At 44.5% G+C, this 21,397-nt stretch carries 33 protein-coding genes and 1 pseudogene; 13 read left to right on the forward strand and 21 right to left on the reverse strand.

All coding sequences use genetic code 11. The annotated features are described in order from the left end of the window. The 5 genes from JCM11216_RS06835 to JCM11216_RS06855 form a co-directional block, all read right to left on the reverse strand. Entirely contained in the window at positions 1-621 is a 621-nt protein-coding gene (locus JCM11216_RS06835; RefSeq protein ID WP_054853715.1) for a hypothetical protein, read from the reverse strand. Positions 622-668: 47 nt separating this feature from the next. Next, positions 669-2,159 carry a hypothetical protein gene (locus JCM11216_RS06840; protein WP_243675606.1) on the reverse strand — a complete coding sequence of 497 codons (1,491 nt, stop codon included), beginning with the start codon at positions 2,157-2,159 and terminating at the stop codon, positions 669-671. 407 nt (positions 2,160-2,566) lie between these two features. Beyond that, a complete protein-coding gene (locus JCM11216_RS06845) occupies positions 2,567-4,768 on the reverse strand; it encodes a hypothetical protein (protein WP_243675607.1) in 2,202 nt (733 codons plus the stop codon). Between the two features lie 98 nt (positions 4,769-4,866). Next, positions 4,867-5,247, reverse strand: a complete 381-nt coding sequence (locus JCM11216_RS06850; protein ID WP_054853718.1) for a cupin domain-containing protein — start codon at positions 5,245-5,247, stop codon at positions 4,867-4,869. Between the two features lie 135 nt (positions 5,248-5,382). After that, positions 5,383-5,742, reverse strand: coding sequence for a PaREP1 family protein (locus tag JCM11216_RS06855; protein ID WP_243675608.1), 360 nt, complete (start codon positions 5,740-5,742; stop codon positions 5,383-5,385). 168 nt (positions 5,743-5,910) lie between these two features. On the opposite strand from JCM11216_RS06855, the pseudogene JCM11216_RS06860 reads away from it, so the two are divergent. Then, positions 5,911-6,543, forward strand: a pseudogene (locus JCM11216_RS06860) (hypothetical protein). On the opposite strand, the gene JCM11216_RS06865 reads toward JCM11216_RS06860, so the two are convergent. Genes JCM11216_RS06865 through JCM11216_RS06880 form a run of 4 tightly spaced genes read right to left on the reverse strand, consistent with a single transcriptional unit; the run spans position 6,544 to position 8,118 of the window. Further along, the gene (locus JCM11216_RS06865; RefSeq protein ID WP_054853719.1) at positions 6,544-6,726 is read right to left on the reverse strand and encodes a hypothetical protein; all 183 of its coding nucleotides are present in this window, start codon (positions 6,724-6,726) and stop codon (positions 6,544-6,546) included. A gap of 44 nt (positions 6,727-6,770) precedes the next feature. After that, the gene (locus JCM11216_RS06870) at positions 6,771-7,346 is read right to left on the reverse strand and encodes a hypothetical protein (RefSeq protein ID WP_054853720.1); all 576 of its coding nucleotides are present in this window, start codon (positions 7,344-7,346) and stop codon (positions 6,771-6,773) included. Further along, positions 7,343-7,729, reverse strand: a complete 387-nt coding sequence (locus JCM11216_RS06875; RefSeq protein WP_054853721.1) for a hypothetical protein — start codon at positions 7,727-7,729, stop codon at positions 7,343-7,345. The genes JCM11216_RS06870 and JCM11216_RS06875 overlap by 4 nt, the downstream gene beginning before the upstream one ends. Beyond that, entirely contained in the window at positions 7,720-8,118 is a 399-nt protein-coding gene (locus tag JCM11216_RS06880) for an ATP-binding cassette domain-containing protein (RefSeq protein ID WP_243675609.1), read from the reverse strand. Before JCM11216_RS06880 ends, JCM11216_RS06875 begins: the two co-directional genes overlap by 10 nt. Positions 8,119-8,223: 105 nt before the next feature. Between JCM11216_RS06880 and JCM11216_RS06885 the strand changes: the two genes are divergently transcribed. Then, positions 8,224-8,706, forward strand: coding sequence for a PaREP1 family protein (locus JCM11216_RS06885; protein WP_054853723.1), 483 nt, complete (start codon positions 8,224-8,226; stop codon positions 8,704-8,706). Between the two features lie 23 nt (positions 8,707-8,729). Here JCM11216_RS06885 and JCM11216_RS06890 read toward each other — a convergent pair whose 3' ends face one another. Further along, positions 8,730-9,614, reverse strand: a complete 885-nt coding sequence (locus tag JCM11216_RS06890) for a hypothetical protein (RefSeq protein WP_054853724.1) — start codon at positions 9,612-9,614, stop codon at positions 8,730-8,732. 9 nt (positions 9,615-9,623) lie between these two features. Next, a complete protein-coding gene (locus tag JCM11216_RS06895) occupies positions 9,624-10,532 on the reverse strand; it encodes an SPFH domain-containing protein (RefSeq protein WP_054853725.1) in 909 nt (302 codons plus the stop codon). 56 nt (positions 10,533-10,588) lie between these two features. Here JCM11216_RS06895 and JCM11216_RS06900 point away from each other — a divergent pair, with 56 nt between their 5' ends. From JCM11216_RS06900 to JCM11216_RS06915, 4 genes are all read left to right on the forward strand, one after another. Then, positions 10,589-11,014: a hypothetical protein gene (locus JCM11216_RS06900; RefSeq protein WP_054853726.1), complete on the forward strand. Its 426-nt coding sequence runs from the start codon at positions 10,589-10,591 to the stop codon at positions 11,012-11,014. A gap of 55 nt (positions 11,015-11,069) precedes the next feature. After that, the gene (locus tag JCM11216_RS06905) at positions 11,070-11,426 is read left to right on the forward strand and encodes a hypothetical protein (RefSeq protein WP_054853727.1); all 357 of its coding nucleotides are present in this window, start codon (positions 11,070-11,072) and stop codon (positions 11,424-11,426) included. Positions 11,427-11,498: 72 nt separating this feature from the next. Further along, on the forward strand, positions 11,499-11,825 hold the full coding sequence (locus JCM11216_RS06910; RefSeq protein ID WP_054853728.1) for a hypothetical protein: 327 nt from the start codon (positions 11,499-11,501) through the stop codon (positions 11,823-11,825). A 54-nt stretch (positions 11,826-11,879) separates the two neighbouring features. Then, positions 11,880-12,404: a hypothetical protein gene (locus tag JCM11216_RS06915; protein WP_054853729.1), complete on the forward strand. Its 525-nt coding sequence runs from the start codon at positions 11,880-11,882 to the stop codon at positions 12,402-12,404. Positions 12,405-12,408: 4 nt separating this feature from the next. Here the strand turns inward: JCM11216_RS06915 and JCM11216_RS06920 are convergent, their stop codons facing one another. From JCM11216_RS06920 to JCM11216_RS06925, 4 genes are read right to left on the reverse strand one after another with little or no spacing between them, the layout of a single operon-like run. Further along, the gene (locus JCM11216_RS06920) at positions 12,409-13,191 is read right to left on the reverse strand and encodes an endonuclease V (protein ID WP_054853730.1); all 783 of its coding nucleotides are present in this window, start codon (positions 13,189-13,191) and stop codon (positions 12,409-12,411) included. After that, positions 13,188-13,427: a rhodanese-like domain-containing protein gene (locus JCM11216_RS17495; RefSeq protein ID WP_243675610.1), complete on the reverse strand. Its 240-nt coding sequence runs from the start codon at positions 13,425-13,427 to the stop codon at positions 13,188-13,190. The genes JCM11216_RS06920 and JCM11216_RS17495 overlap by 4 nt, the downstream gene beginning before the upstream one ends. Beyond that, a complete protein-coding gene (locus JCM11216_RS17500; protein ID WP_243675611.1) occupies positions 13,412-13,684 on the reverse strand; it encodes a hypothetical protein in 273 nt (90 codons plus the stop codon). Before JCM11216_RS17500 ends, JCM11216_RS17495 begins: the two co-directional genes overlap by 16 nt. Continuing rightward, positions 13,684-14,661: a tRNA sulfurtransferase gene (locus tag JCM11216_RS06925; RefSeq protein WP_243675612.1), complete on the reverse strand. Its 978-nt coding sequence runs from the start codon at positions 14,659-14,661 to the stop codon at positions 13,684-13,686. The genes JCM11216_RS17500 and JCM11216_RS06925 overlap by 1 nt, the downstream gene beginning before the upstream one ends. Positions 14,662-15,201: 540 nt before the next feature. Here JCM11216_RS06925 and JCM11216_RS06930 point away from each other — a divergent pair. Further along, positions 15,202-15,444 carry a hypothetical protein gene (locus JCM11216_RS06930; RefSeq protein WP_054853731.1) on the forward strand — a complete coding sequence of 81 codons (243 nt, stop codon included), beginning with the start codon at positions 15,202-15,204 and terminating at the stop codon, positions 15,442-15,444. A gap of 35 nt (positions 15,445-15,479) precedes the next feature. After that, complete coding sequence (locus JCM11216_RS06935) at positions 15,480-15,713, forward strand: hypothetical protein (protein ID WP_243675613.1); 234 nt, start codon at positions 15,480-15,482, stop codon at positions 15,711-15,713. 129 nt (positions 15,714-15,842) lie between these two features. Here the strand turns inward: JCM11216_RS06935 and JCM11216_RS06940 are convergent, their stop codons facing one another. Then, positions 15,843-16,460 (reverse strand): proteasome subunit beta, encoded by a 618-nt coding sequence (locus tag JCM11216_RS06940; protein WP_054853748.1) that lies wholly within the window; start codon positions 16,458-16,460, stop codon positions 15,843-15,845. 52 nt (positions 16,461-16,512) lie between these two features. On the opposite strand from JCM11216_RS06940, the gene JCM11216_RS06945 reads away from it, so the two are divergent. The 5 genes from JCM11216_RS06945 to JCM11216_RS17520 all read left to right on the forward strand — a co-directional run bounded on the left by JCM11216_RS06945 (position 16,513) and on the right by JCM11216_RS17520 (position 19,144). Beyond that, on the forward strand, positions 16,513-16,839 hold the full coding sequence (locus tag JCM11216_RS06945; protein ID WP_243675614.1) for a hypothetical protein: 327 nt from the start codon (positions 16,513-16,515) through the stop codon (positions 16,837-16,839). 57 nt (positions 16,840-16,896) lie between these two features. Then, positions 16,897-17,661: a hypothetical protein gene (locus JCM11216_RS17505; RefSeq protein ID WP_243675615.1), complete on the forward strand. Its 765-nt coding sequence runs from the start codon at positions 16,897-16,899 to the stop codon at positions 17,659-17,661. After that, the gene (locus JCM11216_RS17510; RefSeq protein WP_243675616.1) at positions 17,613-18,284 is read left to right on the forward strand and encodes a hypothetical protein; all 672 of its coding nucleotides are present in this window, start codon (positions 17,613-17,615) and stop codon (positions 18,282-18,284) included. Before JCM11216_RS17505 ends, JCM11216_RS17510 begins: the two co-directional genes overlap by 49 nt. Before the next feature lie 150 nt (positions 18,285-18,434). Then, positions 18,435-19,007 carry a hypothetical protein gene (locus JCM11216_RS17515; RefSeq protein ID WP_243675617.1) on the forward strand — a complete coding sequence of 191 codons (573 nt, stop codon included), beginning with the start codon at positions 18,435-18,437 and terminating at the stop codon, positions 19,005-19,007. Beyond that, entirely contained in the window at positions 19,007-19,144 is a 138-nt protein-coding gene (locus tag JCM11216_RS17520; protein WP_243675618.1) for a hypothetical protein, read from the forward strand. Before JCM11216_RS17515 ends, JCM11216_RS17520 begins: the two co-directional genes overlap by 1 nt. Before the next feature lie 72 nt (positions 19,145-19,216). Here the strand turns inward: JCM11216_RS17520 and JCM11216_RS06955 are convergent, their stop codons facing one another. From JCM11216_RS06955 to JCM11216_RS17535, 5 genes are read right to left on the reverse strand one after another with little or no spacing between them, the layout of a single operon-like run. Further along, entirely contained in the window at positions 19,217-19,600 is a 384-nt protein-coding gene (locus JCM11216_RS06955; RefSeq protein WP_054853734.1) for a hypothetical protein, read from the reverse strand. Next, positions 19,597-20,514 carry a sulfatase-like hydrolase/transferase gene (locus JCM11216_RS06960; protein WP_243675619.1) on the reverse strand — a complete coding sequence of 306 codons (918 nt, stop codon included), beginning with the start codon at positions 20,512-20,514 and terminating at the stop codon, positions 19,597-19,599. Before JCM11216_RS06960 ends, JCM11216_RS06955 begins: the two co-directional genes overlap by 4 nt. After that, positions 20,477-20,743 (reverse strand): phosphoadenosine phosphosulfate reductase family protein, encoded by a 267-nt coding sequence (locus JCM11216_RS17525; RefSeq protein ID WP_243675620.1) that lies wholly within the window; start codon positions 20,741-20,743, stop codon positions 20,477-20,479. The genes JCM11216_RS06960 and JCM11216_RS17525 overlap by 38 nt, the downstream gene beginning before the upstream one ends. Then, positions 20,704-21,039 carry a hypothetical protein gene (locus JCM11216_RS17530; RefSeq protein ID WP_243675621.1) on the reverse strand — a complete coding sequence of 112 codons (336 nt, stop codon included), beginning with the start codon at positions 21,037-21,039 and terminating at the stop codon, positions 20,704-20,706. The genes JCM11216_RS17525 and JCM11216_RS17530 overlap by 40 nt, the downstream gene beginning before the upstream one ends. Further along, positions 21,008-21,376, reverse strand: a complete 369-nt coding sequence (locus tag JCM11216_RS17535) for a phosphoadenosine phosphosulfate reductase family protein (RefSeq protein WP_243675622.1) — start codon at positions 21,374-21,376, stop codon at positions 21,008-21,010. Before JCM11216_RS17535 ends, JCM11216_RS17530 begins: the two co-directional genes overlap by 32 nt. Positions 21,377-21,397 lie beyond the last annotated feature (21 nt).

Raw genomic sequence — 21,397 nt, forward strand, 5'->3', positions numbered from 1 at the left:
CTAACATGCTAAGCCCGGTCTCTCAATTCTGCCGAACTTGCCCATGTCCTTGACGACCCTCCCACCACACCAGTCAATCCTGGGCTTCCCAAAGTCAATATTGAGGACTTGGTTTAATCTCCTGCACTGTTCTGTATCAATATGGAGTATGTAATCCTCACCATAGTGGCTTATTTTCAACCACACCCTGCCTGGATAATATTGATAGTTCCAAGTCCAACCAGCACGTACTGAGTTTGAGCTTACATTAACTTGATATGGATATGAACTTAATGGTGATGCATACTTAACAACGCAGGGATTAAACTCCTCGATGGGTATTGTGACCTCATCCCCCCCCTTCACTGTTGCGAACCAGACGTAATCCTTATAGAGTATGAAGTCCTTAATGTATACCCTCCTTTCCTTAACGTTTTTTATTAATTCCCAAATCTCAAGCGCCATGAATAACGCAAAGAATAATTGAATTAATGCCAACTCCCACAATGGTACGTGATACCGTTGAGGCAATAAATAGCCAATACCATACCATAGTGCACTAGTGACAGCCATAGCAAGCACCATCTTCCCAACCTCACTACCGGCTGTAAATGGCTTGAGCTTAAGTATTGGCTCAGGCATTAAAAAATAAGTAATAAATTAAGCTTTTAAATCTAATTTTTACTTATCTATTTCGCATTAAAGTTTATCATTATTATCTGGTTACTATTTACCATAACTTTATAAACATACGCACCGTACATATTCATAACATAATTAATTTCCGTACCATTAACATAAATTCCACTCAATGTGTAGCCTGTGTATGGCCATGTGTATATTGTGATTGTTGTGTTTATGGGTAGTTCTAGGTTTTCTGTTGTTGGTCCGTTGAGTATTAACTGTCTTTGGCCTAGGCCTGGTTCGTTGATTATTGCTATGATGCCACCGCCGCTTGTTATGTTTAGTGCCACGTTCATCATCGGTTCACAATTGATTATCACGGTCTCGTAATTAGGCCCATAGCCTAGGCTTAACGTATTCGAAGGCTCATAGGTTATTGACGGGCTCGGGCAATTACCAAGACCCGTGACATTAAACATCACCGTAGTCCCAGGACCACCAACATAGGCAGGGCCAAAAACCACCGAACCAACACCCGTATAATTAGCATACCAATTATCTGAAGCGTCTGAGTATATCATCCAATCGGCATAACTTGGAGCTATCACCCTTAGGTAGAGGTATGAAGATGGCGGTGGAATAGTCGCGGATACCGTAGGCGCTGATGGCATGATCGATGATGCGTATAATATGATGTTCCAGAGGTCGGCAGTGGGATCGCTATTGTTCATAACCCTAGTTAGTGTGGTTATGTATATGAAACCGTTTGAGTAGGTGGGCTTTGCGATTACGAAGTTTGGCATTGTGTAATTGTTTATCGACAATAGTGCGGTGCCATTCCATGCATAAATACTCAGTGTAGATGGTCTATAGGCTATTACAAGTAATTTACCGTTAATTATACTTGGCCAGGCATATGCTTCAGACGGTGTTTGTATTTCTATTTTGCTTGTACCATTGACTATCGTTAATGTATCATTACTAAACGCATAGAATAAACCATTTACGAAACCAACATCTGAATAACCAATATATGGCTCAATATTTCTACTGAATACATTGACCACGGCGTATGTGCCGTTTAATAATTGAATAGCAACATTACCATTTAAGGCACCGTTTAATGCTGTAGCATTGGGTAATTGCATTGCCGTAATTAACTGACCAGTTAACGAGGTTACCAACAACTCCGTATTTGTATAGTTTAAGTTAAGCTCCGGCTCCCAAATTATGTATAAGTATTTGCCATCACTAGTTACCGAAAGCGCAACGCCATTATTCGTTATGTTAAATACCGGACCCCCCCAAGTACCATTAGGCTCAAGTACCGAGCCTTGGAGTATTACTGTTAGGTTATTTAAGCCGTAATTTCCATGTGGTACTGCGAACCAAGTCATCATTAGGGTACCATTAGGCAGCTGAATTAGAAGTGGTGATGCCACACCTAAGTCATTGAACTTAGGTAATGGTGCTGAGTATTCATACGTACCTCTGAATATAACGCCATTAATCCACGCATAACCATTTGGTAACGTTACAGTATAGTAAATATACACTGAACCATTATACGGTGCTGCACTATAGGTATAACCTAAAGGCAGATTACTTGCTATTAAACCGTAAGTTGAACCATTAACCCAGTCACTAGCTCCCACTGCTTGCAACTGAAATTCTGAAGCAGCCTCCTCGAGTTGATGCTCTAACTCGGAAATTTCGGATTGAGTAATGGCACCCCCCCATTTATAAATTACACCAGGACCTAAAATAGTCACACTACCGCTCCATGAAATGATGATTATACTAACTGAAGCTCCTGCATTAAGCTCACCAACCAGTGCACCACCTTTTCCTGATAATGATGGATAAGCTTGATAATATTCACCAACTCCAGCGACCCCCTGTAACCAGGCATATACTCCTAAGCCTCCATCATCATATTGACTACCACCACCGAATAACGCGGTTATTCCAAAGGGTATAAAGCATGGCCATTAATTGAAAGAGCCACCGGTAAACCAAGAAACTCCTGCTGAGGATTATTTGTTGGCGTGAAGGTGAAATAAATGGTATTACTAAAAGCCACAGAAACTACTGGTATAAATCCTACCTTAATATTAACAACCGGTATTGTCCAGGTCCATGGCGTAGGTATTATAAATGACGCAGCTGCTGAAAGGTCATTAAATACGCTAAAGCTTTGCAATTCAATACTGTAATTCGAATAATTTACGTATAAAACACCAGATGCACCAACTACCGCTTTAATATCAATAGGATATGATAGTACTTCTCCATGAAAAGTAAAGAGGTGGTACTTCCCAGAAATGTCTACAATTCCTGTTGAATTAAAATCAAATTGAACATAAATATTAAATCCACCAAATTCATATTCACCACTTAAGTATGAAGCCTCAATTTCCTTATGTGTTTCATTCCATTTAACATCAACGTTAGATACTATTAAGAACGTATTGTTATAAAGACCCACTCTTGAATATATTATTTTATACTCAAAACTTGCTTCTGTATTGTATAATGTTTTATTAGTGATTAAAGGATACAATTCTGATGCAGATAACACCGCATAATGAGTAAGAAGTAATATATTTACTATTAATGCTGGTGATTGCACTACCGTTACCGTATAGTTATTAGTTAGTATTTGTCCGCTAGGATATTTTGCTATTACCACTAGGTAGCCTTTGCCGGGTGGTAATTGACCCATGTCTATTGTGTTGCTTTCCCACATGCCTATTGATGGGTTATACGTGAAGCTCACCGACTCATTATTGAGAGTTATGTATCCTGTGACACTTATTGGTTGTGAATTATCGATATTTGGCGCTTGTACGTAGAATACGTTGGGCTCATTAAAGCCCGTGAAGAAATATTCAATGTATTCTGAGTATATCTTGAATGATGAGGATTCGTTGGTTGATGCAAATAGTATGTTTAGGGTTTCATTACCACTCACCGTGAACGTCCCAGTACTATTTAATACTTCGTAACCTGTTACGTTTGTGGATGCTGAGAATGTGTATGTGCCTGCTGGTAATGTGAAGGTTATCTCGTTCGTAGTAGAGGTCTTTGTAGTACCATTAACAGTAACGGACCAGGGAGCCCCCCCAGTGGGCAAACCTTCTTCAATAAACGTTACGGTATAATTAGTGGAAATCGTAATTGGCGTATACGTGATACCCTCCTCACCAACTGCCATAACACCCCAGTTTGCATACCAACCTCCTGTGTTTCCTGCTATTCCGAATGTGTATTGGCCTGGGCTTGGTGGTGTGAAATTACCATTTAGGCTGTAACTGAGTGATGCAACCTGCCCAGTATTTAAATCCTCAGCATAACCGCTTATGGTGTTGGTGCTTGGGTTGTAAGTTACCTCCACCATTATTAAGTCACCCGGATTAGGCTCAAAGGCTCCTGAACCAACGCCGTCGATGACATCGGTTATACCTGGTGTTGAGTTACCATTGCCAACGCCAATCCACACATTCCAATCACCACCATTCAACGGACCATACTGATAGCCATAACTCCACCACGGATTCCACTGAACCACTATGTATTCCGTGCCAGGCATTGCGTATGGGAATATTACACTACCCTCTACGGGATAGCTATTTGGCTCACCTGAGTTCAACTCATAATACGGTATTGAGTAGTTTGATGCTGGGTTAGTTGTTGACCAACCGCTCGGCTTTATGAAGAGGTAGAATTCAAAGCCATCGGCTACCGATCCTACTGTACCTGTTGTGTACGTACCAACAAGCATTATTGTAACAGGGCCACCACTGTAGTGTCCGCTCCAGAACATGGCGCCTGCGGAGCCTGTTTGTGGTGGTACTAGTTCGAGGATTGGTTGGTTGCTGCTTATGCCTGCTAGGGACCAGTATTGAGAGGCATTACTAGGGCCGTAATAAACAGGGTAATTACCAACAGGCTGACCATTATAATCACCCTGATAAATATGAGGCGTGCACCAAACCTGACCAACCATTGTCAAATTCATAACAACAACACCATTGCATTGCGATTGCTGTGCCATTACCATTGAGTTAAATACTATGAATATCAACATGATAATCATGATCATAATCTTTACTGTTCTTCTCAACGAAGTATTTAGGCTATTTATTCCTGAGTTGTGGGTCATAGTCAACATAGTACATATTTATTTTTAAACTTTTCCTAATAATTGAAATTGAAAATAGGTATTATTAGTATGGAAATGACGTAAATCTTGATAAAAAGTTATTCTAAAGTCTCTATATTCATGTTCTCCTCATAGGATATTATTGTTATTAACTCCAGGTCTTCATTACCAATATTCATTATTGAGTGCGGAGCGTTCGGCCTTACGAATATGCACATGCCTGGTTTTATGTCGATAGTTTCGTTATCAACAGTCATCCTACCAATACCCCCCCTCAGCGCTATAAAGGTCTCTGCATAGGCATGCCTATGCAGTGGTGCCTTACCGCCGGGCTTAACCACCTGTCTTCTCACGGCGTATTTAGAGCCGTCGTCCTTACTCACAAGCCATTGGGTGTATACGCCCACGGCACCCCCCCTGATACTTAGTGGTTCCTCACGTACCTTCGTGATGTCATTAATAACCTTATAACTTGGCATGATAGTGTTATCCGACTTATGCTTATACGTATTTCCCAATTGTTCATGTTTGTTCGGACTTCATTTTCATGATCTTATTGGTCTCGTTCACGATTCTCTCAATATACGGATATCTAATTCTCACGGCTTCAGCGTCTAACTTTGCCTCGTGAAATCCCCCCACACATGTAGTGCCCATGCCCTGTCCCACGCTTCCCCCCCAAACCAATCACCAAGTCTCTCACTTATGGCTTCAACAGCCTTTTCCAACTCCGTAACGGTCCATCTGCCCCCCCTTTCATTTACCCTACCTAGTATGTTCTTTAAATCGTAATATTGAGCCAGGGCCTTAACGCACTCCTCAGCCGCTTTATAGAGCTTCTCGCTGGCCTGCACGGGGGGGTCCTTATCTATTAATTCCTTGCCTTCCTTTAGGTATTTATTTGCGAGTTCTATTCTCGCCTCAATCATGGCGCTTGGGTCTAGGTTTATTACTTTCATTAATGCATCAAGCACGGCATCCTCGGGATTAAGCCCCTCTTCTTTAATTCCTCGGCGATTATGCTTGGTATCACCACTTCCTCCGTCATTATATTTATACCATGCCTAGGTGAATTATATAGCTTTGCGTAATTGTAGGCACATGAGAAATACTTAAAACCAGGCGTGATTGTTGGTGCTTCCGTGGACTTTGGAATATTCATTGCAGCATTCGGCATAAGCCTGCTTGAGCTTTCAGAGGCCGGTGCAGTCACGGCTATTTACCAGGGAATTTACAGAGGCTTTAAGCCAGTACTCTACGCGATAGCCGGCGTACTCCTGGTGCTGGTGCCCACATTCACTGTTGGTAAGTACATCATTTACCTACCCCCCCTCGACTACGTACTGGCCGCCTCAGCAATAATACTGTTCTACTTCGGGTATAGGCTACTGAGGAGTGCGCGTAGATCGTTCAGGAAAAGCGGAAAGGGCAAGGGCGGTGAGGAGGAGCGTGGGGATTTAGCCGTTGTGTTTACGGTATCTGCGATAGAGGCCTTTGAGGCTGCCTGGTACTTATCGCATTGATACCAAGGAGTTACTCATCAACCTCATAGGCACTTTATCGGCCGCGGCATAGTAATTATCCTCACGGCAATAATTAAGGACCAGATCGCCAGGATTAGGTTACCGCACTTGAAGTACGTACTCTCAGCCCTTCTCTTTAGCTTGGGAACCCTGTGGGCCATTGAGGCGGCTGGAATTGACATAACCGACCTCGTACTAATACCATTCTTCCTAGCTTACCTAGGCATTAACTATTTGATCATTAAATTATGACTACGGTTCCTCACCCCCCCTGGTTATCAACCCAACCCTATTAACCGGTGTCCTTAATGCAATGGGTATTGACGTTAAAGCCATAGCAATCGACACTACGGTTAAGGCAAAGTTCAATAGCTGCAGGAGCGTCGCTGGGTATGAGGTCGCGTTAGGCGTTATCGTGATTACAGGTATAATCACTGAAAACAGGATTATAATGCTGGGAAGTGAAACGAGGGTGAAGGCTAGGTTTTTCGTTGACCCAATACCCGTGGATATCTTGAAGTACCTTGCTTTGAGAGCCCAATTAGCGCACTAAGCCCAGTAGTGAATAAGCCGACACCAAGTGGGGGGGTCAACAATACGGCTATTAATAATGTGCTTAATACGTTAGGGACCGTGAGCCACAGTGGTATTACCACCATGGCCTCAGCCAGTAAGTAAAATGCCGCAAATGATGTTAATCCGACAATGTAGAGGGCCTTAATGAGCTCTTTATCGCTTAAGCCATTACCAAACAGTACTTCGAAAACACCATTCTGCATATCTGCCTGTATCGTGCCAAGTACGATAGTGGCGGATAATAGGGATACCACCGTGGAAACGATACCGATCAAAATAATTAGCATTAAAACCCTTGTGAAGGTTACGGCCTCACTCACGGGCATATTAACACCATGAATATTCCCGGGATTAACCGTAATTATTATATAATCAAACTGGGCGGTCACAAAAACCGTGGCCAGTAATAAGACCATTAACGTTATAAGGTAGTAGGTCCTGCCCACGCTCCATGCCCTCCTGAGGTATGCCTTAATCATTCACTACCACCCAGTAACTCATCAATTGCCGAGTTCCTAACCTCCAGTATATTGAACCCCTCAGACCTCAACCTACTCATAACGCTATTTAACTCATTCAAACCAGCCTCAATAATCCTAGTCTCACGCTCTCTCCTAGCCACTATCCTCATAACACCACCAAGCCTGGAAACATCTCCGTGAAAAACCATCTTGCCATTCCTCATGATCACTAAGTCGTCAGCCAATTCAAGGGCCTCGGCCGGTATGTGCGTTGTGTATATAACAATGCCGTGTAAACTCCTCACAATCTCCCTAACCCTACCTGCAAAGTTCACGTCAAGCCCGTCCGTGGGCTCATCAAGCACGTAAACCCTGGGATTACCCAACATGGCTATGGCCACCTCAACAATCCTCCTCTGGCCATTACTAAGGGACCCACCCTAGTATTCAATAAACCCCCCCTGATACCGAGTCTATCAATTACCTCCCCCCCTAAGTTATTAGCGCCCTTAACCTCGGCATAGAACTCCAGGTTTTCACGCACGGTCATGTTAGGATCAAGCCCGCTTGCATGGCTAATGTAGCCCACGTCACCTCTATATAGCGGTTTACCATCAAGCATTATCGAACCACTTAACGGCTTTAACACGCCGGCAATGGCCCTTAACAGCGTCGTCTTTCCCGAGCCATTGGGACCCAGTATGACTGTTCTGCCTTCATTGAATTCCACGGTTAATCCATTAATGATTATCTTACCTCCATAACCAACAATCAAATTATTAATGCTCAACTTCATTATTATTGTATTGCTTCATTCAGTATTTACTTAAGATTTTCTCGGGAAAAGTAAAACCAATACCTTTTAAGGCCCTCAATAGACAATTCTTATGTAAAAATGATTGAAATCAAGCTTAACCTAGATGAAATAGGTAAGTCAAGGCTCATGGAAGCTCAGGCCGAAATAGGGATAGCCGAGAAGTTCCTCAATGATGGATTACTTAGAAACGCCGCAAGCAAGGCCTTCCAGGCCTGGAAGTCTTACCTATCGTACTTAGCCATTAGAAATAGGGATTTATTTAATTTCCCAGGTTATAAGAGGGTTGGCCGTAACGTTAGGGTTTCGAAGAACGACTGGGTACTCGCTGTTATGCCTACGAATATGCTTATGGAAATTGCGAGTAAACTAGCCGAGAGAAGTACCGACATTGTCGAATTAACATCACTCGCCCTGGTGATACATGAGTATCAATACAATAGGCCAGACCCAACTGGCGTTATTAGTAAGATAACGAGTGACGACGTTGCCAGGCAGGTAATTGCCAAGTTCATAGCTAGGGCTAAGGAATTGATCACACAAGCCAGAGAAAACCGTAATTAATTTTAATTTCCTCATTCCTTAATTTACTCCCTACTTAGGTACTTACTTGCTATTATATCCATAACCCTGACCAAATCCTTGGTTAACGCATTATCCACACCCTCCCTCGACCTAAGCACCACCTCATTACCCGCCTCGTTTATTTCGTAATTACTGATATAGAGGGCGTTAGCGAGCCAAGTGGCGTACTCGATTGCCCTATTCTCGCCAAAAGCCTTCACGGCGTCCTCATGTATTACCACCTCAAGTGGCTTAGCCCTTACTGTGACCAATGGTTTACAACTGCCCATCCTCTCAAGACACAGCTCAACGTGAGTATTCCCGCCCAGTGACCGTAGCACTAGGCTTTGATTACCAACACTACCGTAGGACCTAATCACACTAGCTACCAGTGCGCTCGTAGTGACCGACCGAGGAGTACTTACTGGTGTTTGCGCCTCCTGTGGTGCTTGCGTAACCTCCTGCTGCGGCTGAGTGACCGAGGATTGAGCAATCATTGATTGATTAATTATGCCGAGTGACGCCAGCACCTCACTGAACGCATTAATTACGGAATCAATGTTTTGACTAACCCACTCTGGGTAGTGGCTCGGCTTCTTCCTTATCCTTAATTCAATATCCCCACGCTCAACTGCCTCGTAATCCTCAATACCAAGCGCCCTAGCTAACCTAACCGCCGTTACTCTGGCCGTCTCCACGCCGAATAATTCCATGAACCTCCTAGTCACCCTAATCATTGCATTATAGTGATGACAGCCAGTGCTTAATTCAATGAGTATTTCAGGTACCTTACCCTGATTAAGTGTTGATAGGTTTATGAAGCATGGTAAGTCATCAATCCTTACCTCCTCAAGGATTATTTCAGAGTTCTTGTACGTCCCAAGGCTTTTTAAGACGCTATGGCTCATAGCCAGTCATTAGCCCCCCCCACTAATCTCAAAGTCACTTGATTGACTTGAACCACCCTGCTGCGACTGCTGGCGCTGCTGTGTCGGCGGTACCATTAATTGCGGTAAACCACTTGGCATCCCGGCCGTGGGCAGTATGTATATTGGGTAGTAGGGCACCCCCCCAAGCATCATGTTAGTGGCCGCCGGATCACTCCTCTGGGCCATTATCTCCGCGAGCCTAGCCCTAATCGCGGTGTTAACGTCAAGCCCAAGGGCCATGAACTGCACTACCCTCCTCATAGTCTCATCCTCAGGCTCTAGCCTGACAATCCTACATGTGATTAGGTGAACACCAACCTCGTCTAGGAATGACCTGAGGCTTGCAGTTACGGCATCGGTGACCTTATGTAGATTGGCATAGACCTCATTTAATGAGACTAGGTTAAGTACTTGGCTAACTGCTTGGTCTACGATTGGTGATACGTAGTTCTTGAAGTCCTCAACCGTGTACTTAAAGCCGCTGAATTGTACGGCATTTATGAACTTGACCGGGTCGGTAATCATGAAGTAATAGGCCACTTGATACCTCATTGGGACCAACTCCTTCGTCTGGGTGATACCCTCGCTCCTTGCCTCATGCCTTGCCGTACTTGCGAATAGTACCTCGACCTCCCAAGGCACATTACCTGCGTATTGGAACTTGGCGAAGAATTGGGATATTGGGTTAGCGGGTGTTTGAAGATCATGCGCGCCCGGGTCAAAGACGCCCTGTATCTGCCCCTGTATCCTAACCACAGCCTTCTGGTTTGAGTATACGATGAGCCTTGACCTGGTCCTAACATCCACGGAGTGGTACTTCACTATTAAGTCGTCCGGACCCATTTGATCAATTCCCTTCTCATCAATTGTGGATATTACCTGAGCCCTAATCGACATAGCAACATTAAATTATTAGTTTAATTTATAAAGTTTATTGCTAAATTGAAAAATTAATGTCGACAAGGGAGGTTAGGTATAATGCGGTGGCTGGTGTTGGTTATGCCTTCTTCGTGTCAGTGGTTACGTTAATACTTGAGGCACTGGCTAACGTATTCTACCCAACACCACTTGTCCTTAGCCCAATATGGGCATTAATTAGAGGTTACTGGTTATCCCTGGTATTGATTCTCGTCCTCTACGGACTACTCATATTATTCGCAAAACCATATAGGTCTGAGGAAATGACGAGCTACAATATTTACTTCAGACCTGCCCAAAGGACTGTTATTTACGTAATAATTGCCGTGGCGATACTGGGCTTATTATTCGACATGTACCCAGGCCCTCTCTGGAGTAGGACTAAGATCGGCATTTTCATTGCTGTGAACATTCTTGCGGGGGGGACCATAGGTGGGTATTTGGCTGCTCGGTTTGGTTAATTATTTTCAATGAAGGGTAGGGTTTATTAGTAATTAATTGTTAATTAGTAATTGAATGATAATAAACATTAAGCTCTACATGATCGAAGGTAGGGATGATAAATACTTAGAAATGATTAAGAGAGTTATTAAGGAAACAATGGGCGAGTTAGGGCTTAGTAATAGCATTATTAGGTTCATATCAGTAAAGATTAGTAGGGATTACATCGACGTAATACGTGGAATGCTACTTGGCGGTGAAGGCCCTGCCGAGTTCATGCCAATAATCAACGAATTGAGGGAATACGAAATATTTGACTTACCTGCATTAATAATTAACGGTAGGAAAATAATCGAAGGAAGGGACTTAAGCCCCCCCACCGAGGTTAGGCGTTTAATTTCTAATAGAGTTAAAGAATTACTGCATGACTAATGATGCTAACTAAATCATGGGAATTCTCCTAGGTGTATTGCTTTAAAGGTGAAATGAATTTACTAATACGCCATGCCTGACGTAACGCCAATTGGCAGTAACTGGATCCTGTCCAGTTTAAATTTAGTTCCTGAGTTTAGGGTTGATGAGGGTAGGGTGATTATCAGGTTGACGGGGGGGTGCGTTGAGGAACCAATTGTTAAGGCTGTGTGCCACACCGTTAGTTTTGAATTATCACTGAAGACAAGACCCGAGGATGTTAGGGAAATACTTAGGAGGGCTTATTACGAGTTGCTTGAGGCATTGGATACTAAGGTTAAGGCTGCCAGGATTTTAACTCATCTATACAGGGAATTGCTTAATTCATGTAAGGATGTCGTAGGGGGGGTCGATTGCTGATTCCCATTCAATTACCAAGCTAGGTTTATAAAATTGAGCATGGATAAATAATTAATGTCCTCGGGTAATGAAGCAAAACCACCAATTTCGGAGTCCCCGTTAAGCCCATTAGAGCAGCTGCAATTAATGGTGCCTGGGTTTAGGGGGGGTTATAAGGTTAAGGACTTGATTAGGCAGGATGACTTCCTCGTTAGGAAGACCGCGGCCTCAATGCTCGAGGAAGCCCTTAACTTCATTCAGAGGGCTGAGGAGGAGGTGGCCCGTAATAACCCATTCGACCCATTAATACAGCAGTACGAGACAGTGCTAAGTGACCTAAGGAGTTTAATAGCCGAGGTCTGGGGGGGCTCACCAACTGGTGATGCTGGTATGCATGATAGGTTTAAGGTGTTTCCCGAGAACCTGGAGAAGCTGGTTGAGTATGACCTAAGGCTCGTAGATACTGCCAAGGCAATACTGGACTCTGCCAAGGCAAGGGCTAATCCGCAGGTTATTGATTCAATGATTAGGGATGCTAGGACGTACGTTATCGAGAGACAGAAATTACTAATACCTGAGAGGCTCAGTGGGAAGTGGTGATGAATTAAAGGTAGTTCTCCATTGATGACTTACATTCATTATCCAATTCCTCGATTGATCTCTCACTTAATCTTTTCGTAATCCTCCTCTTTAGGTTATTGGCTGTGTTGTGCGAGTGAAGTATTGGTATTGGCATTTGAGAACCCACGCACAACCTCTTGATAAGGTTAACGGCGCTCCTCAGCGAAATTCCATAACCAACACTGACGTAGGTCGGCTTACTCGGTGCGCACTGAATTGCCCAGCCAATAACCTCGTTTGTGCCTATGTCAAGTATTGGTCCCTCAACCCCCCCATCCACCTTGCCGTATAGTAATGACTTAGCAACGCCAATGGTGGGCACACGCATGCACACGCCGAAGTGGCTGGCAATGCCAAGCCTATATGGGTGTGCCCTACCGTGACCATCGATGAGGACCACCTGAGGCCTAGTCCTCAACCTAAGGTAGGCATTCACCACAGGCTTTAATTCCCTGAAGGATAGTAGTGTTGGTACGTAGGGGAAGGTCACTGGACCAACCCAGCAACTCCATTCAATAATTGATGACTTGGCCAGGGAGTAAGTACTGGCGACTGAAATTCCTATCTCCGCATCGCCATGGTTAATATACGCCACGTCAATCCCCCCCGACACCAGGTCAACATCGTCGACATTGAGTAAGTCCTCCTCAATAACCCTACTTGCCAATGCCCTCTGAATGCTCCTGGCCGTCTCGAGGCGGAATCCCCCCCTGGGCACCCTAGACCTCACGTAGCCCTCGTTAGGTCCCCCCCTAGACACCCTCATGACAACCTCCTCAGCCTATCAATGTCTATGGAGAACGCCCTGAAACCCAACCTCCTAAGCTCAAGCGCACCCCCCCACCTACTGCTAAGGCCCCCCCTGCTGCAGTATAGTACGTAGACCCTATCCCTACCCATGGCCTCAGCCGTACTCACCAACTTATCAACATCCACATTTACAGCACCTGGGTAATGCCACGCCTCATACTCACCCCCCCTACTCCTTAGGTCAATGACCACGGCGTTCTCGGCACGTGATCAATCTCCACATCACTGGTACCAAGCATCAACTCGTCAATGACCTTACCAGCCGCACTGGCCCTCAGGGTCACAATGCTGTTAAGTAGGTTATTGATGAGGTTTTGATCAAGCTTCTTAAACTCACCATCCAACTCATCAATTGTAACCCTCGTCCTCGGCTTCTCAGAGAATATGGCACAGAACTCCTCAGTCCTCATTGACTCCTCGTAAGTCCCTATCCTCCTGGCATAATCCATTATGTCGTCCTTATCAAGCCAATCAACGGCCTGTAGATGGGCATGTCAACTCCATGCTCAATAGCCATTAGGTTATGGAGCGTCTGTGACGAAACCTGGCCAAGCGACTCACCAGTCACTAACCCCCCCAACGCGCCTATTGTCCTAGCAACCCTGGATGCTACCTCGTAAAGAACCCTCTTAAACAGCGCACTCCACATGTGCGGGTTAGCCTTAGCCCTAAACTCGCTGATTAATGGCGAGCAATCTATTATGAATAGCCTCGGGTCATAACCAATGGACCACCTACTGAATAATGCATGTGAAACCCTGAGGAAGTTAATAACATCGATGGGGTAAGCCAGGGAACAGAATAATGCATCTACGTAGGAGCCCCCCCTCCTCATCATGAACCAGGCGGCAACCGGTGAGTCAAAGCCACCCGATATCAACGCCAGCAACCTACCCTCAGAACCAAGTGGTAGTCCGCCAGGGCCATTAATCACCTCAGTGAATAGGTACGCATTATCGCCCCTAACCTCAATGAACAACACGATATCGGGCCTCTCAAGATCAACACCCGCACTGAATGGCTTAAGCGCGGCACCAACGGCCTTAGCCACGTCCATTGAGGTGAAGTTTTGCGAACCAACCCTGTGAACCCTAACCGCGAACCTCCTACCCCCCCTAACTAAGTCGCCCCATTCCTTAACCGCCGCATTTACTATATCATTCAACTCCTTAAACACATAAGCCCTAACAGGAGATAAGGACTTAACACCAAAAACCCGACTAATCAAATCAACACTCTCCTTAACCCTATCATCAGGTACCTCAACAAACAACCTACCTTGGGACCTTATGGCTTTAGCACCAATACCAATGCCCCCCCTCAAACCACTGAGTATGTTATGCATGAGCAACCTCTCCATCCTGGACCTCGTACCGGCCCCCCCCTTAATCGCAACCTCACCATACCTAACCAATATCAACGCCATACAGCAATTATAGGTAAAACACCCATGAATAAAAATCTACCTCAAGTGAACGATACTTAGCATTACCAATGTAGTCTTGCTCAATAACTGATTACGTCACCCATGATTGGCAATGCTAACCATGAAAACACAAATGCACTAGGTCAGTAAAGACCAACTTCATCAGGTCCTCAGTCCCGTGGAGGCACATCATCCGCGAAGATATGCGTATAAGTGGTTCTTAAGTCTTTATGATAAAAAGGTACTAAAACATCCCCTCATTACTAATGAGTAGCCCCGCTGGCGTGGGCCGGCTGAGTTGGGGGGTTGACCCACCAATGAGGCTGGGCTCCTCCAGGGCGGGGGGGCACATCTTCATTGATTAAGTCATTAGTGCAACCATGTATTGTTTAATCATTCAGTTCTTAGGTATCACTAATTTATTATTCCATACTGTGTTAATATAATAATACCTCGGTAGTTTTCATTATTATTTCTTAACTTACTATTACTATTTTAATTACATAATACTTAAAAACCTCTTCACATCCTAAATTCCCAATGGCATCTGCTAATAATACAGAAGCAATCGATAAGTTGAGAAAAATTTCGCAACTAATTAAGTACGGCTTGACTGTTAAAATGACGGAATGTGCAGAGAGAAACTACGATAAGATAACAAAAAATGCAATTGACTCACTGGCCAGGTTATTCCCGGAGCTTATAAACGATGTAAATGATACGTTGAACAAGCTTATATTGGTTCAGAAGGCGGTTAAGGAGCTGAACAAACCAGCCAAATAGAGGATGCATTTGTGAGGTATTTGGATGGGCCATTAATGAATTTTGTTAAGTATGACGTCAACTCCGGTATTTATGCCCTAATCTCCGCCTTCCAGGCAATGGAGGCACGTAGGATCTGTGATGATGAATCAGCCAAGTTCTTCCTAATAAGGGCATTTTCAGCGGGCTTACTATTTCAGTTCTATATCATACTCATCAGTTACCTCAGCATAGACAATGCATTTGCAGTAAATATATTCAGAACCTTATACGAGGAAAAGGCAAAATAACCGTATGCCCCCTCAATTGTTTAATCTAATTAAAAAGCAATATATTTATGACCAGGTACATCAAACTAACGAGGCAGTTGTGGATGGGTAATGACGATAAGAAGTAAAATAAATATCCAGGTACGTATCCTATAATCGCAGTGGTTGCAGCGGAATAGTCTCTTCGGTTGAGCCATTGCCCGTTATTGTTAGTATGTCAATGCCATCACCAGAGACTGGGTCCCTAGATATGCTCTGGTTTATTGCCTTAATGGCTAATTCCCTGGCCTCCTTAACAGTCATACCAGGCCTGTAATTACTCTCGAGTATGGCAATGGCCAGCTTCGTGCCTGTACCCACTGCTGCGTAGTCATCCTCAATTAGGGATCCGAGTGCGTCCATTATGAAGAGGTGAGGTCCCTCGTCATCGACACCGCCAACCAGCACCTCCACGAAGTATGGAAATACCCTGTTGGAGAATAGTACGTATGAGAGGAGCTTGGCCGCGGACCTAATGCTCGGCCTAGTCTTAGTGTCAAGGGCGTAGAGCGACATGTAGGCCTTCGCGATCTTGGTGAGGACCTGCATGTCGGCTAGTATTCCTATTGAGGCAATGCCAATGCTGTCATTAACCCTAAACACCTTCTTACCAGACCTGCTAAACATCGTGAATCCATAGGCAACCCTCTTCTCTGCGGCCAGCACAACGCCATCGCTCGCCTTAATCCCAACCGCAGTCCCAGTTATTAATTCCTCAATTGATGACATCAAGCAATTAATGGGCATTCCCTTTAAAAAGTTATACCCAGCAGCACTTAATGTGAGCACACTCATTAGGGATGAGGGTGACATCCACGTTGAGTGTGACATGGACTATGGCAAGTACGTAATTAATGGTGTTAATTACGTGCCATGCATAGTAAGGGTTAATGAACTCAGCAAAGTAATGGATGTACTAATGAGTTACGTGAAGGGTGACCCAGTGCTTAATCAATTAATGATTAAAGCCGTTGGCGATGAATTAAGGATTGAAATGCCGATCACAATAATGGGTAGCGGCAAGTCCCTGGGCGAGGTAATCAATGAATTAATATACTTAATAATTGGTATTAGGCACTGCCTACACTCCATTGAGGTAAAGCATTAAAGAACCATCGCCTATCTTCATTAATTATTCATGAAATGTGAATCAATAATTAAACCATTGATTGGAGTAGTGACGTACATAATCAGCATGATTGAGGTTATCTACGTTTGGTTACAATTATTTAATGGGAGCGGTTACTACTACGGCCTTGGGGAATTGATCTTGAAGTCCATGGGCATATTAAGCGTTGACGCTAATGACCTTGGTCAAAGCCTATTACTCGGTCCACTGGTGATGAGTGGTTACCTACCGATCTTCATAGCGCTCCTCATAGTAATCACAAACTCATTAATCGCAATCTACACGTATAAATTAGGTAGGACTAGAGGTTTGGAAATGGGCTCCATCCTCCTCATAGTCCTCACATCAATAATTAATGCCTCACTCATCAATTTAATGACCAATCCCTGGCTTCCGCAGGCATTATCAACGGCATTGGCCATAGCCATGTACTACCACATTGATAGGGATAACAAGCTCGTCAGCACCACCCTCTCGGCATTAATGGCATTCCTAAGCCCAGTCACCAACCTACTCAACGTACTGGTCCCAATAACCCACTGGTTCATTAAGAGGGGGCTTAATGAGTCGAGCCAGTACGTGATAACCATAGGCTTGGCGGCCTTCACCTACTACTGGATAGCCGGAGCATACTCAATAATCCATGAAATAACAACGCAGGGAGTACTTAATCAAGTCATTTACCTACTATCAACAACATCCTTCATCCAACTGGCCACCCTGGGCACGGCCATACCGGCCTTAGTAGCACGGTGCTCGGAGGCGTTGGTTTTGTGGCTGTTGTTCCCGCAATCCTCATGATAACGCTTGTCGAGGTTCTCGGCAGGTTACGTGAGGGTAAATTGGCCGTATTAACGCTTGCCGTGGCGATAATAATAACGGCACTAACATCACCAATATCACCAATGTGGCCGCCATACCAGGGAATTGGGCAGGTAGGTATTAACTGGGAACCATTGATTAAGGATTATGTCGATATTTACAGCCTTACATCACTTGCACCAGGTGGTTATATTAATAACACCATACTTCCAACATATTCCCTAATAGCCATTAATCCGGGCAGGCAGGCCATAGGTTATATAACACCTGTGAATAAAGTAAACGGTATATACGCAATATGTGGTGATTACCAACTAGTGATTAATGGCTACGTAGGTCCATTGGCAATAAATGATTACGAAATAATACCGAATCAATTAATTACTAATGCAATAAATTATACGGAGAATTACTACTCGTTAACAATACCCAGTGGGCTCGACCAAGGCATCGTTTCGATAAATACCAGTGAGATAGTAATACCGCCGGGCACCTACACAATAACCACAATAATAGATTTATCACAAATACCCCCAGGTTACGGCAACACCACTCACGAGTACTGTATTACCAATAAGCGCCGGTTCTACGATAACCTTTAACCTGAGACTTAATTTTACAGGGAGCGTTAGTAAAGTGATTATCTATGGAGTATCATACACAGACCAACCAGCAATTCTATCAATGTCAATACTTAGGGACGGGCAAGTAATTACAGCTCAACCGCCGAGGCACCGTCAATTACACAGGGCATGAAACCATACCCAATAGCCTTTAACTTAAATGCAGATACTACACCGGGAATTTACGAAATAGACGTATCAACAGACCAGCCGCTTATCCTATACGTTACAAGAGGCTCGGGCATGGAAATAATCAGCGGCAACACCACATTTAACTATCCAAGTAATGTACCCGCATACGCAATAATGTACATGACGAATAAAACAGCATCCACATGGCTGACTATATCAATGAGCATAGCAAATCAATCAGTAGGCATGAACGTAACCAGTGGCGGGACGTATGCATTGAATGGTACAATCACCATAACCAATTGGATTAATTCTTCAATAAGCCTATTAATAACAACGAACGTACCCGTATTGCCTACGAACATAACCATAGGCCCCCCCGTATTAATAAAGTCCCTAGAGCCAACGTACTGCCCAGTGCCAATAATAATAAAGGCACTTGAGAGACCGGACAAGTCATTGTTAATAAGCCTGGCGGCACTGCCTATAGCCGCTGGATTACCACTAATGCCGGGATTAAGGATTAGGCAAAGGATGAGGAGGGCATTGCTAATCCTCGGCCTAGCCTAATGCTATTATTCTACGTAGTCTGGGCCCTGGGCTTCACAAACACGGCGCCGCAATTCTATAGTCCAGCAATACTTAGATTCTTCGGCGTATTGTTTATCATTGGCTTAATCATTACAATAATCTCATCATTAACCTGAAACAAAACTAAACAATCACACCTTCCCCCCCTCCCGTAACACACACGAAAGTTCATATTCCCACATCATAGCTTATTCCGACATAGCATACGGCCTAACCACATCAATTATCCTCTTAATGACGGAATCCTCACAACTAGACTCTTCGACTAAGTCCATGCTCTTATTATACGTGAAGACGCACTTGCCTGTATATACCCTGATTTTATGGCTGAAGTGCTTCATTAATTCATGGTGGCTTAGGGATTTAATGTCTATTTTATGGAAGGGCGTTAACCCAAAACTCTCTGTTATTGCTATGCTTGACCCAACCTCATGGCTATCATTATTATTAATAACCATCCTAATTATTGATGGTACCTCTGTTAGGCTTATTAACGGTTTTGTCTGTTTTGGCGCCTTGAACCAATTTGGCCACCTTATCCATAGCGGGACTCTTAATAGGCCGTCCTTCACGAAGTACCCGTGACCGAGGCTCCATCACCGAGTAATTCCCCCCCGTGGTCTGACGTTACGATGAAAAGCGTGTTGTCAAGGTAACGGCTTAGGGCACGCACAATCTCAACAGCCCTGTCAACGGCATACCTAGCGTGGATGCCGTACCTAAACCTCAACTCACGTAAATAACCATCACTAACACCACGACCAAGAATCCAATCAGCAATGGCACTATTATAAAGCTTATCATTGAGGTCATTGGGGAAGTAAGGACTATGAGCTTCCATCATATTAACAACCATGAAAAAGGGCTCACTAAGTTTAAGTCCATTCAAAATCTTTACCATAGTCCTAGAGCCCTTCTCCATTGTCAAATCAAGCAGTTTAAGCCCATTCAAAAAAACATCAATATAGTACCTAAGTGAGTGACCAATCTTAACCAAGGCGTCCCTCACATTATCACGATTAAGGAGACCCAAAAAAGTCCTAATACTATCTCTACCATACTCATGAACCAATACATTGTAAAGCCTAAAGTGAAATAGAGAATAGAGCCTACCAGGTATTAGCATATTATTCATAGCCTTAAACCCAAAGTCCTGCGATACAAACGGATTCGCACTAATTACATACGTCTCATAACCATAATCCCTAAGCTCACCCAACACACCATAGCCTAACCTCTGCATACCCTCCCTCGATATATTAACTAACTCCTCAAGACCTACGTTATACGCCTCATGTATTTGGTGTTGGCTTGGGTATTGGCCTGTGATCATGCTTACGTGGCTTGGTAGTGTCCATGGTGCTGGGGGGGCAATGGCATTCTCATACCTCACGAAGCCAAGATCCCCAAGCCTCTCCAGGCCCTGGCTGTAATCCTCCCTAAGCGTGTCAATGATTAGTATTACTACGTTCGGCCTCCTCATCATGGTCACATGTAACCATAACGCCTAAGCAACTCCATAATACCCTCCTTATCCTGAGCCCTACCTTGACGCTCCGGCGTAGCCTCAAGATCCTGCTCCCAAGCCGGCCTATCGCCAGTGGCTTAGTCTCATACTTATCATCAATACTCCTAAAACCCCTGTAGTACAGTGGGTTTATCGGCAACCCATTGCCTAGTGTGTAATCCCAAACATCCCTCTCCGTAAAAGGCAATATCGGATGAACCTAATGTGCAGCGGATTCTCACGCCTACTGAAGAAAACCTCACCAGCCCTCGCCGGATTCTCATCCCACCTAATACCAATGAAGACGCCGTCATACCGCCCATCCCCCCCAATGAACTCGAGAAGAGGCACGGTCTTGAGGAGGTGGTTCGCCGCAATGTTACTCAGGCTGAAGGTGAACTCCGGCTTGGAGTAACCAATCCTAAGCAACTCCTCCCTATCCCTAGGGTCAAGCTCATCAACCCTAACCACATCACCGTACTTGAAGCCCCCTAAGCCTCTCATTACCCTTAATAAAGAGCCTAAGACCCCACTCCCCAGCCACCTTGTTAATGAACTCCAGGGTCTCCTCAAAATGCATGTAGTGGTCAATGAAGACCACGTCGAAGGACTTACCCAACCTATTGGCCACATTCCTAACAATGTGCAGGACCACGGTGCTATCCTTACCACCACTCCAAACAACAAGGGGCCTACTGAAGGTCTCGAGGGCAGCCTCAACCACAACCTCAGCGATCCTGGCCTTGAACCTGAGGGGGCATGAGGTCAATACGCCTAGGTTGAGAAGCCCTAGTAAGGAGCATGTTAACGTAATCACCAGGGCTAACACCAATGGCCTCACTCAACTCCAAAAGCCTACGAG

Source organism: Vulcanisaeta distributa JCM 11216 (assembly GCF_001315985.1).
Classification (GTDB): domain Archaea; phylum Thermoproteota; class Thermoprotei; order Thermoproteales; family Thermocladiaceae; genus Vulcanisaeta; species Vulcanisaeta distributa_E.

What these genes read in the sequence shown, in the direction of transcription:
- JCM11216_RS06835 (WP_054853715.1), bottom strand. Translation starts at nt 621, where the DNA reads ATGCCTGAGCCAATACTTAAGCTCAAGCCATTTACAGCCGGTAGTGAG.
- JCM11216_RS06845 (WP_243675607.1), bottom strand. Translation starts at nt 4,768, where the DNA reads ATGACCCACAACTCAGGAATAAATAGCCTAAATACTTCGTTGAGAAGA.
- JCM11216_RS06850 (WP_054853718.1), bottom strand. Translation starts at nt 5,247, where the DNA reads ATGCCAAGTTATAAGGTTATTAATGACATCACGAAGGTACGTGAGGAA.
- JCM11216_RS06870 (WP_054853720.1), bottom strand. Translation starts at nt 7,346, where the DNA reads ATGATTAAGGCATACCTCAGGAGGGCATGGAGCGTGGGCAGGACCTAC.
- JCM11216_RS06885 (WP_054853723.1), top strand. Translation starts at nt 8,224, where the DNA reads ATGATTGAAATCAAGCTTAACCTAGATGAAATAGGTAAGTCAAGGCTC.
- JCM11216_RS06890 (WP_054853724.1), bottom strand. Translation starts at nt 9,614, where the DNA reads ATGAGCCATAGCGTCTTAAAAAGCCTTGGGACGTACAAGAACTCTGAA.
- JCM11216_RS06895 (WP_054853725.1), bottom strand. Translation starts at nt 10,532, where the DNA reads ATGTCGATTAGGGCTCAGGTAATATCCACAATTGATGAGAAGGGAATT.
- JCM11216_RS06900 (WP_054853726.1), top strand. Translation starts at nt 10,589, where the DNA reads ATGTCGACAAGGGAGGTTAGGTATAATGCGGTGGCTGGTGTTGGTTAT.
- JCM11216_RS06905 (WP_054853727.1), top strand. Translation starts at nt 11,070, where the DNA reads ATGATAATAAACATTAAGCTCTACATGATCGAAGGTAGGGATGATAAA.
- JCM11216_RS06910 (WP_054853728.1), top strand. Translation starts at nt 11,499, where the DNA reads ATGCCTGACGTAACGCCAATTGGCAGTAACTGGATCCTGTCCAGTTTA.
- JCM11216_RS06915 (WP_054853729.1), top strand. Translation starts at nt 11,880, where the DNA reads ATGTCCTCGGGTAATGAAGCAAAACCACCAATTTCGGAGTCCCCGTTA.
- JCM11216_RS06920 (WP_054853730.1), bottom strand. Translation starts at nt 13,191, where the DNA reads ATGAGGGTGTCTAGGGGGGGACCTAACGAGGGCTACGTGAGGTCTAGG.
- JCM11216_RS17500 (WP_243675611.1), bottom strand. Translation starts at nt 13,684, where the DNA reads ATGGATTATGCCAGGAGGATAGGGACTTACGAGGAGTCAATGAGGACT.
- JCM11216_RS06925 (WP_243675612.1), bottom strand. Translation starts at nt 14,661, where the DNA reads ATGGCGTTGATATTGGTTAGGTATGGTGAGGTTGCGATTAAGGGGGGG.
- JCM11216_RS06930 (WP_054853731.1), top strand. Translation starts at nt 15,202, where the DNA reads ATGGCATCTGCTAATAATACAGAAGCAATCGATAAGTTGAGAAAAATT.
- JCM11216_RS06935 (WP_243675613.1), top strand. Translation starts at nt 15,480, where the DNA reads ATGAATTTTGTTAAGTATGACGTCAACTCCGGTATTTATGCCCTAATC.
- JCM11216_RS06940 (WP_054853748.1), bottom strand. Translation starts at nt 16,460, where the DNA reads ATGTCATCAATTGAGGAATTAATAACTGGGACTGCGGTTGGGATTAAG.
- JCM11216_RS17515 (WP_243675617.1), top strand. Translation starts at nt 18,435, where the DNA reads ATGAAACCATACCCAATAGCCTTTAACTTAAATGCAGATACTACACCG.
- JCM11216_RS17520 (WP_243675618.1), top strand. Translation starts at nt 19,007, where the DNA reads ATGCTATTATTCTACGTAGTCTGGGCCCTGGGCTTCACAAACACGGCG.
- JCM11216_RS06960 (WP_243675619.1), bottom strand. Translation starts at nt 20,514, where the DNA reads ATGATGAGGAGGCCGAACGTAGTAATACTAATCATTGACACGCTTAGG.
- JCM11216_RS17530 (WP_243675621.1), bottom strand. Translation starts at nt 21,039, where the DNA reads ATGAGAGGCTTAGGGGGCTTCAAGTACGGTGATGTGGTTAGGGTTGAT.